Genomic DNA, 10,167 nt, shown 5'->3' with positions numbered 1-10,167 from the left:
TGTTTTAACTGGAGTGCCCAAGCCGCCGGTGGGACAGGCTCTCATAGTCCGCACCGCTGTCGGGCTGCCCCTGGATGTAAATGTCACAGTATTCCCGGTATTCAGACTGATCGTGACCGCACTGTCAATCTCTCCATAAACCCTGATAACGACCTCACCCGGGTCAACCGAATTATTATTATTGGGATTGACAAAAATCAGCCAGCCTGCTTTCCAGTTGCTGCCAGAGGTATCACAACTTGAGCCGTTTTGGCTGCGACAAAGACTGACATTCACTCCTCGTTTTATCGCCTCACTGCGGGCCACCACCATACTGCTGAAAATTCGTTGATTGTAAAAATCCATTCGAAAGGACTGCACCAGTGAATCCAGATTCACCGTCATAGAGCTAACGATGAACATCAGAAGGATAGTGATCAAAATCTCGATCAGGGTCAGCCCTTTCATAGTTTTGGGCCTGTTGACTGAGCAGCTCCGCTTGAACACAACCTACTTCCTTAACTGAATGACACTTCAACTCTAGGAAAAAAGGAAAGACGAGGGATTCGCGGAATGACAGGCGGCTTATTCAAGTGTGGACCGGATTCCACCTGCAAAAAAAGCTTCAAAGAATTGACACGATTCAGGGAATCAATGGCTTTCCCAGTGAATAACAAAGATCTGTTGCCATGATCCTGTAAGCCTGCATGAGATCAGGTGATGCTGGACGCGTCTGTAAAGCAAGTCAGTCAGCACAAAAAAAGGCCGGATTGGTGTATGCCGAACCGGCCTTTTTTATTATCCACCTCAGAAAGCGGCTGAATACGTCAAACTGACCAGCTCGGAGCCATCAGCCTGATCGCTATAGTTATAACTCAGGCGCAACTTGCCATCACCCAAATCCATAGCGGCGCCCAGATTAGCGGTAACGAAGCCGCCTTCATCCACATAGGCTCCGGGTAGGTGGTACTGCCCAAAATTCAAATTGGTATTAGTTACATTAATGCTCTCAAAGCCACCTTCCTGCTCATCTGTATGATACATTTCGGCGTCAATGACAATGGTTTCCGTGAGCTGCATACTCCCCATAAAACCAGCACGCAACTGCATACTTTCTGTGGATTGATTCCCCCAGTCGTAATTGGAAATTTCGCCGCCACTCTCGGTATAACCGTTAACAGAAGCATAAATGGTTTGTAATCCCAGAACGGGGCCAAAAACAAACCTCGCCGATTGATCCAGCAGATTGTAGCCAGCCAGAAGATCCAGCCCCAAAGCATAACCGTCGGTATCACCCTTGGCAGTGTAAGTTTGCGAACCCATGGTGAAGCCCCGCGCAAGGTCAGAATAATCCATATTGGTATAACCCAGTGCACCTTCCACAAACCAGGCACCTTCACGATAACCATAAAGAATATTCAGACCATAATTGTTTGCCTCAAACGATGAATCATCGACATCCAGCTCATTCTGCCCCAGAGTAAGAGCAACACCCAAAAAATGATTGTCATCCAGGCTTTTGATCAATCCCACTGTGGATGAGTAACGATCATCTTCGGGACTTAAGCCGCCATCCAGCTCACTGCTCCCCGAAGCGCCACTGATAAACCAACCACTTTTTACATCCTTCCAGCGGGACTGACGCATTTCATTGGCGACTGCACTGAATTGACTGCGAGCTGCACTGAGCCCCATCTGTGGTAGCAATCCCACTTTCCTGGGGGCTATGATGATATCCGCGATGTAATCTGCAGCCAGAGCATGGGTTTTACCGGTGGGGTGCAAAAAATCATTAAAAATCAGGCTGTCAGGGTCCGGAGCAGTGCCATCAACTCCATAGACCGGATGCTCGAAACATGAGGTTGAAGGACCAGTACTGCCCCCCAATCCATTGTCATAACAGGTATACACCTGATCGATTGCAGCACCGGTAACAGCTGCATCCACGCCTGAGGCAAAGCCAAATTGATCAGCATCCCTGATAATAAGATCTATAAAACCCTGAAAATCTACCGGTATGACATTGGCACCGGTTTGGTTGACAAAAATTTCAAGCGCCTGGTTGTAACCGGCAGCAGCAGTACTTGCCACAACGGCATCATTCGGGTCAGCCAGAGCAGCCAGTTGAGTGAGGGGAATCCGCCCCATATCAGGCAAATTTGCCAACATGATATAGTTGGCACCAGCATTACTCAGAGCACCCACTGCTGTAGCCATATTTTGGGCTGATGCCTGAATCGCTGCCGCTTGATCGGGCGCACTCGACCATGTTCCAGCTAAATCATTCCCCCCACCATCGAGAAAGTAGAGTGCATTTCCAGAAGCTGAAGGGTTATCAATCAAGTAAGAATTGAAATTCCCCCCTCGGGTCGTAACGGTATTTGCAGGATCCTGAAGGGCTACACCTCCAACTATGGAGTCCAGAACATCGGCGGTTTGATAGCCGCCAACTGCATAGTTGTTACCGCCGTTGGCAAGAATATCAATATTCAATCCCAAGGCCTTAGCCAGCAATTCGGAAGCTATGACTCCGCCATCATTTGTCGCATAAGAGAAGTTGCCTGTATCCAGCAAGCTGTCACCGAACACATAAAAGTCACTGAAGGGTTGCTCGGCCTGAGCACCAAAAGATACGGCTGCAGCCACAGCAGCAGATAGAATTTTCCGCCTCATCTTCTTTCCTTATTATTGTTATGATGATTGTTATATGCAGTACTGTGGTGCTATTTTTAGCACCATGACCAGAATTTAGCAATCAGTCATTAATAAGAAAGTTGTTTACTTCACATCCTGAGAATAGTGATCGGACTACCTGACTCCCAACTCAAATAACTGGACATACAGCACTGTCTGGTATGGGATACAGCCAATAACCGGCATATGACGCCAGAATGGCATTATGATTATACGTTCATTGATGATCTGTATTGCCAATACTGGCTCCTCTTTGAAATGGCCGAGTCGGTAGGCTGTGTCTCGATGATCTGCTGAATTTTTTGCGTGATCTCAATGTGCATCATCACCTTTTATGCCCTCGGCTCACTCTTCTTGATTTCCTGAAGCAGCAAACTCACCGGTCTTTATTATCGTTCTTTGAACTTTTTTTGGACTTAATAGTCGAAGTCAATGTACTCACAAAATACATTACTTCAGGGACGTAAGTATATGAATATATCTCAGTCTGGGGTCATCTGCCCCACCATCGGAAATGAGACATACTCACCACAAGACAGCGACAGAATGTCTATCAGCGACAATGTGGCAGAGTTTTTTTTGCCAGCTAATGGCAAACGTTATCACACGGGTTCAGAGCAACCTGTTTTACAGCGTAAGGTTTCTTGCCTCGCCCCCTTTAGCGGGCCCGGGCCAGTATCAACTTCATGTCATGACATCTTCCTGACTCCACTGTCCGCAGCTGAACATCTTCGGGAAACTTTGCAGAACCTTATCAAAACATTGCACTATCAAAAAATAACCATAGAAAAGTCTGACGTTAAAAAACCGAAAAATCAGGCTGAAGAAACGAAGGAGGATGATAAAACCGATGAGGCACTCAATATTTTTATCGGCTTTATATTATACAAGGAGGGCCTCCAGGAAGACCGCGGTTTTTTTGCAAGAGAACAGAATCGATATTTGCCAGACCAAACAATCGAAGCTGGAAGGGTTACTGAGATCTGTGATGTCCTGAATAAAATATTTCAAGAGCATTCAGAAGGACTAAAATCTAACAAAAAATATTTTAATCATTATGGTCTTAATTATGATCTCTCTGAAATGCTGAGTGACTATCTTGCTGAAACCGGTTTTATCCCAGTCTGGAAGAATAACGACAATGTATCCTGGCTTTTGCGCAGAGAACTATTTCGTTTTTTTGATATAATTTTGTCGCATTACGGCAAGTTCTCTGAGCTAATAGCTCTGTTTGGTTTTATTGAGAAACATAAAGCCGATTTTATTGAGATTGCCAAAAATGATATTGGCTCACTCAATAATAATTTGTTGACGTGCGTATTACGCACCGATGATGACCTGCGCGAAACATTTAACAAATCGATGATGACATCAATATTTGAACGACGCTACACGCATGTTATTGACAGTCTGTTTGCCAAAGAGTCTGAATTTGTGGAGAGCAGCGTGTATCCATTGATCAGTCCATATCTTAAATTTGGAGAAGAGTTCGAATATTATATTAACTCTTTTTCGGACTCGGAAAGTGAAATGAGGGATAAAACCCTGGACCCTCTTGAAAATCACCTTAAACAGAAAGGTTTTGAATACCTTGGTTTGAATAAATTTGGCAGGAGACGGTATACCCTGAACAGTGATTTTGAGATTATCTCTTTTCTGGATACAACCAGGTGCCTTGAGATAAACTGTAAGCCATACCATTTAGATGATAAACATGCCCATGACTGCTTTAAAAAGGTGATTAATTCGATAGACTTCCTGCGCAATAATGGGGTTATCAGTTATAGCTCGGGGCACAAACATGTTGATGTGTTGAGCGCAACGGACGGCGATCCCGCAATTATCATGGCAATCGAATGTGAATTACAACACAATCCCTATTTACTCAGATTTTTCGGTAATGAAAAACGGATTGTCTCAGATAGAGAGGCTCAATGGCATAAAACATTCGGTGATTTTGAGAAACTGAAGGAAAGCGCGATAGTCAGGATGAATCAAATGATTGCCCATTACAATACGAGACTGATGGATGGGGATTATTGCAGCAGCAACCTGCAAGGAATGACCGATGAAGAAAAAATGGAAAACCTGAAACAGTTTACTGGTTTTTACAGTCGATTTGTTCATATGACCGACTTTCAGCATATGACGGGGAAATGGAAGGATGATCCATATCCACGTTCTTATGCGCTTTCAGCCCCTATAGAAAAGTATATGGCGATCTCATTATTACACATCAACGGAACAGCTGGTATCGATACACTTCCAACGATGGAATTCCGTTTTTTTCGCTGCCCGAAAACAGCTGAAGAGGTACAACTGGTCAATGAATTCTTGCAGGCCTGGTTTCAATATGTCCAACAATGTCAGCGTGATAACATCCCCCTGGAACCTGTTCCTGCTGATATCAAAGCATCCGGAGATTATTCCCCTGAAGAAGTGCGGAGCTGCAGTCTTGCCTATCTCGAAAAAATAGGTCTGGATTGGCGACGTTATCTGGTCTTTTTGGGTGAAGCATAATGACTTTACCCAATACTGAAGTTATGTGACATATTTGGTGAATACCGAACAATGATTGTAAATATCCAATCGAAAAGAATGAAGGGCAATACCAGAGATCCATGGAATCATTCGCTTCCCCAGGGAATGCGCAAGATCTGTCGCCATGACATTCTACCGGAAGTCTGAAAATTGTAATTCAGTTCGTGACTGCTGATACTGCCTCCAGCGCCCTGGGTAACCGCCGTTCGATGACCACTGGCTCCCTGATGGATAACGGGAGATGATGCATAACCCAGTCCCAGATTGACTCTTTTTATGGAAAGATCCTCACTGACCTGATCGCCCTGATCCTGCCCACCCAGAACGGGATCGGGCGATGCGGTCCCCGTCTGGTAATGCAAGCCAATCAGGGCGCTAGAGCCATCCACTCGACAACTGTCTTCTGACGGTCTGTATTCAGTGAACAGAACCAGTGAAAACAATCGGGAAGCCGAAGTGATTGATCTTCCGGCAGGAATAACACCATCACCCTCTAGATCAAGCACCCAGCCACTCTTGGTCGCAATCACTGACTGAAGTGCAGTAAAGCTGCCGACGGTTGAGGAGTCCACAGTAAAGGCTACATTGCCACTGCTGGTTTTCTTATTGACAGTGCCATTGGTGTATACCTGTACGTCCGTCGTATTAACCAAGTCCGATAAAGACACCGCATTATACGTTAAATCACCGTTGCTACTCTGCGGCTCCTTGAAGCCAAAGAATGACTGGGTTTGTGTGGTGCGATTATCATCATACGTCAGAAGCCTTCCACTCCCTACATAAAGCCAGTGACGATTCTTGTCTGAGGCCACAACAGGAGCGGCTGAAACAGGCTTCCCGGTGTCAAGAAGCGTTGTCAGTGTTGAGTCGGTCAGGGTATCCTGCAAACGCAATCTCAGAAGCTTCCCATCCAGAGTTGATGTACCGGTTTCAATAGCGCCCAGATAAAGAGCATCGTCTTTATAATCCCGATCCCAATCGACGGCTGTAGTATTGCCACCGTACGCCTGAGAAATCCCTGAATCCATAGGTGCCATGCCCGACACAAAAGCTTTACTTTTCAGATCATAGACAAAGAGTTTGAGATTCTGGTTACTCGATCCATCATCCAGTGCTGTTCGTATTCCAGCCTCACCTGTACCGATAGGTCCTGATGCAAATGCCAGATACCATTCATTCGTCGTAGGTGCTTGACTCCAGTCATCTTCACCCTGGCTATCTTTGGCAGCCACACGACGTTTTACCAATGTAGGGCGGGAAGTTGTAAAACCTAGTTCAGGATGGGTTATTTCCGCCAGCAGTTTAGGGGGATCCTCTGGGTTAGTTATATCCAGCACCACATAGGCAGAGCGCAGTGTTTTGTTATTCCCTCCCAAGGTCACGTCGTAACCACCGCCACCAAGTCGCATACCCATAACCAGAACGGTTCCCCAGCCTCCGGGATAATCACTGTCATTACTGTCAAAAATGTTGACATCGAAAGTTACTGGCTCTGCATCCATGTAATAAACATGGGGATAGTCAGGCTCTCTCAACCACTGCAGATGGGGCAGCAGATTCATGGGCGTATAAGCCCAAAGTTCCGAGCCCAATGGATGACTGACTTCGTTATTATATCCAGTAACGTTATAGCCATATTGACTTTCATCCCAGAAGCCACCATTAAAAGCGTGGATCATTCCATCATTACCGCCTACGTAAAGCACGTGCCGACGGTTTTTGTATTGTTCATAAAAGGTGGTATAAGTGGTATCGGAATAGAGGGCATCGAACCGGCTTCCCGGAGAAGAGACCAGCTGCGGTGTTGAATGTATAATATCACCAAGACGCCAGACGTCATCTTCTCCGTCTTCATCGTAATCGATGGTTCTTGAACGGGTTCCGGAGATTTCCTCACCACGAACATAGTTGACGACATTGGTAACCTCAGATGCTGAAACCCCCAAATAACCTTCCATTGTGTTGAATGTATCAGGCGTCAGTGGCAGAGTTTCACCAGTATCAACGACACCATTATTATTTTCATCCAACCAGGTCAAAATATGGCGGCCGCCTGAAGCGAGAGAACTGAATGTGCGCTGGCTGACGACATTGGAGAGACTGGATAATTGATCTCTGGCATCCCAGATTGCATTCAGCTGATTGAGGGACTGGAGAGCGCCATCGGGTGTCAGTGTCCCCCCTGAATCTGAAGTAGAATACCGCTGAAACAGAGTCTGGTTGGAGTTGGGGTCAAAAACCAGCTCTACGATTTTGTCAACAGAGTAATCATCAAGCCTGTCATTGCCATTACTATCTTCCCGGAGTAAGCCTTTACTATCTACAAAGAGGGCATGAAGCATTCCTCCCCAGGAAATTGTTTTACCGTTGTACTCCATAACGGGTTGAAACAGAGCCTGATAGAGAACACCTGTTCCGGTCTGACTGTTCGAAAAAAGGGCTGCGTTGGTGGCAGAGGAGACCCTGCTGACAATATCCTGTAAAACTTGCCCTAGCTGAGCCTCTAGCTGACTGGGATTGCGAGCGAAATAATAGTTGTCAGGTAAACCATCCGCCCCTAACGAGCCAGTAGTATTATTTCGGCTGTCCCACTCACGGTCATCATCTGAAATCCCATCGCCATTATCGTCATACTTGGGAGTACCATCACCATCAAGGTCAACAAAGCCTCCGTATTTAGCCGCAAACCAGAGCGGTTTTTCCAGTCGGCCTGCAGAGTTGCCACTGGCCGTAAAGTTTTTCACTTCATAACCCGTCTGCCCTTTGTAGACAAAATCATTTTGTAATCCATCGTCGTAGGTACCGGCCATTGTGTAACTGAACCTCAAGTTCAATCCAGCATAAACACCGTCTACATGAACAGCCATTCGTATCTGATCACTGCCAAAGCTTCCAATGCTCAAGGTTGAATCTGAAGTGGCTGTGCACTGGGCTCCTACACAAAATTTGATTCGTGAAGAAGCATCATAATCAAAGTCATTACCCCAGAGAGAGTCCTCCCAGGTAAACAGCAAGCTGCCTTCCACAACCTCGCCATCAGAATTCAGTACTGTATTTTCTACCACTACATCGGTCAGTGTGCAGTCACTACCACTTCCAGAGAAATTCGTGCCCGTGCCAAAATTGGAACTGGTATGACAAACCGGTTGGAAAGTGACAGGCTTGCCACCGGCATTCAGGGTAAAGCTGGGCATACTTTCTGCTAACTGAATAGAATAGGTTTTGACTTTTTGCACACCATCGAGAGTACTGTTCAAATCGGTCTGGTTGCCATAAAAAGCCAATCCGGACACCTGATAACTACCCTCCAGCTGAGGCAGTTCAGGACATAAACCTTTGGCTTCTGACAACCCATTAAGATACTTGGCTGTACATTGTCGTGTGCTACCAGTCCCACCCACCAGATAGTTACCAGCGAAATTATTGTTATATTCAAGCTCACCCACTTCATCGGTTTTACTATTGACACTGGCAGTACCGGACAAGCCGGGCAAATCGGCACTGCTCGAGAGTTCATCGGAATCAAAAGAGTTCAGTCCACTGGACAGCAGAATAATAGAACAGTTGGCACAAGCGTTGGCTGAAGTGACAGGAGAAATCCAGGACTCGGTGGATAATCCTGACACAAATTGATCATCAACACTGGTATCAAACGCACTGGAGGGTGATGACTGACCAGCAAAGTATCTCAGAGCCTCCAGATACATCTCAGCCAGTGGATTCCCCCAGTTGCTACAATGTCGGTTTGAATAGGTTGAACGTCCGGATTTAAAGGTATCAATGGAAATACCATATGTGCTGCAGTCGGTATATTTATTCTGACTGTAACTGTATCTGGCAATTCTGAAGCTGTTGATGTGCTGGATGATGCCATTGACGGAGTTATTAAAAATACCATTAGAGACATTGACCTCATCATCAGAAGACGACGAGTTACCGCCAATTTTAGAGATATTTCTACGCAGCAAGCCGCCAGAAATATTCTTGTCGTAACTGCCGCTGATCAGACCAAACCGGATACTGCCATCTTCACCGAAGCGTTGCAGCAACCCGGCCGGTTTGGCATTGCCATTGGAATATTCTCTGCAACGATCCGATGTTGATGCATCTTTACCTGTTACGCAAGACTCAACCCGAACCGTATTTTCTGCTAACTCATCACTGCCGGAAGGACTGTTGGACGTCCCCCACTGGCACTGAATCACTTCAGTGGATGCCCAGCGAGGCCATTGTCCACTGGCAATACGAAGCTTTGGCTCACCACCTTCACTGGTCGCCAGATTGCAGAGGCTTATGGAACCAGTGTAAGGAGTCAGACTGGCAAGATCACTGCCTTTGTAGACTTTGACAAAAGCATGAATATCTCTGGGTAAATAGGCTCGTTCAAGAACGGTCAGAGATGCAGTATCAGTAGAGCGTTTACCCCCAAAGAGCACCCTTCTCAGAACATCCATTCGACTCATGGTGGCCCAATTCAGAAAGTTACCACTCCATGGCGCAGCTGATGTATCGCAGTAATGGCCGTTGCTACCGGTTGCCTGTGCAGCCGGAGAAAAACGACCATTAGAGGAACTGTAGGAATAGCACCACTGGCTTTCAAAGTACCCCAGATACTCGAAGTTGTCTTTATAAGTCACATCCAACTGACCATCACCATCCAGGTCCGAGTAATCCGGATACGCTTTTTTAAACAGCTCGTGATCAACCGACATCACCAACATGACCAAAGGCTCCGAGCTGCGACTTAACAGTGGTGGCACCGAAGAATAGAGATTCGATGAAGGATCTGCTGATGCAAAAGTGGACCAGACTGACAGAACAGAGAGGCTTTTTATCAGTGTTTGTCTTATCTTCATGACTGCACTCCTTGAGCTTAAAGCTCTGCTAGCAGCCTGTCAGACTTAAGGCTGTCCTACTACGGTTGCAATAAATTGGTCTAAAAATTCCTGCTTC

4 protein-coding genes are annotated in these 10,167 nt (G+C 46.2%); 1 reads left to right on the top strand and 3 read right to left on the bottom strand.

Annotated features, from left to right (window positions below):
- A partial coding sequence (locus tag KDK16_RS11720) for a GspH/FimT family protein (protein ID WP_257276256.1) occupies positions 1–447 on the bottom strand: 447 nt, incomplete at its 3' end.
- 339 nt (positions 448–786) lie between these two features.
- Positions 787–2,652, bottom strand: coding sequence for an autotransporter domain-containing protein (locus tag KDK16_RS11715; RefSeq protein WP_257276255.1), 1,866 nt, complete (start codon positions 2,650–2,652; stop codon positions 787–789).
- Positions 2,653–3,144: 492 nt separating this feature from the next.
- Between KDK16_RS11715 and KDK16_RS11710 the strand changes: the two genes are divergently transcribed.
- A complete protein-coding gene (locus KDK16_RS11710) occupies positions 3,145–5,193 on the top strand; it encodes a hypothetical protein (protein WP_257276254.1) in 2,049 nt (682 codons plus the stop codon).
- Between the two features lie 107 nt (positions 5,194–5,300).
- Here KDK16_RS11710 and KDK16_RS11705 read toward each other — a convergent pair whose 3' ends face one another.
- Positions 5,301–10,070 (bottom strand): pilus assembly protein, encoded by a 4,770-nt coding sequence (locus KDK16_RS11705; RefSeq protein WP_257276253.1) that lies wholly within the window; start codon positions 10,068–10,070, stop codon positions 5,301–5,303.
- Positions 10,071–10,167 lie beyond the last annotated feature (97 nt).

The sequence above is a fragment of the Endozoicomonas sp. SESOKO4 genome, from assembly GCF_024606275.1.
Note: the sequence above shows the minus strand (reverse complement) of the source record. Positions and strands in the feature narration are given on the sequence as shown.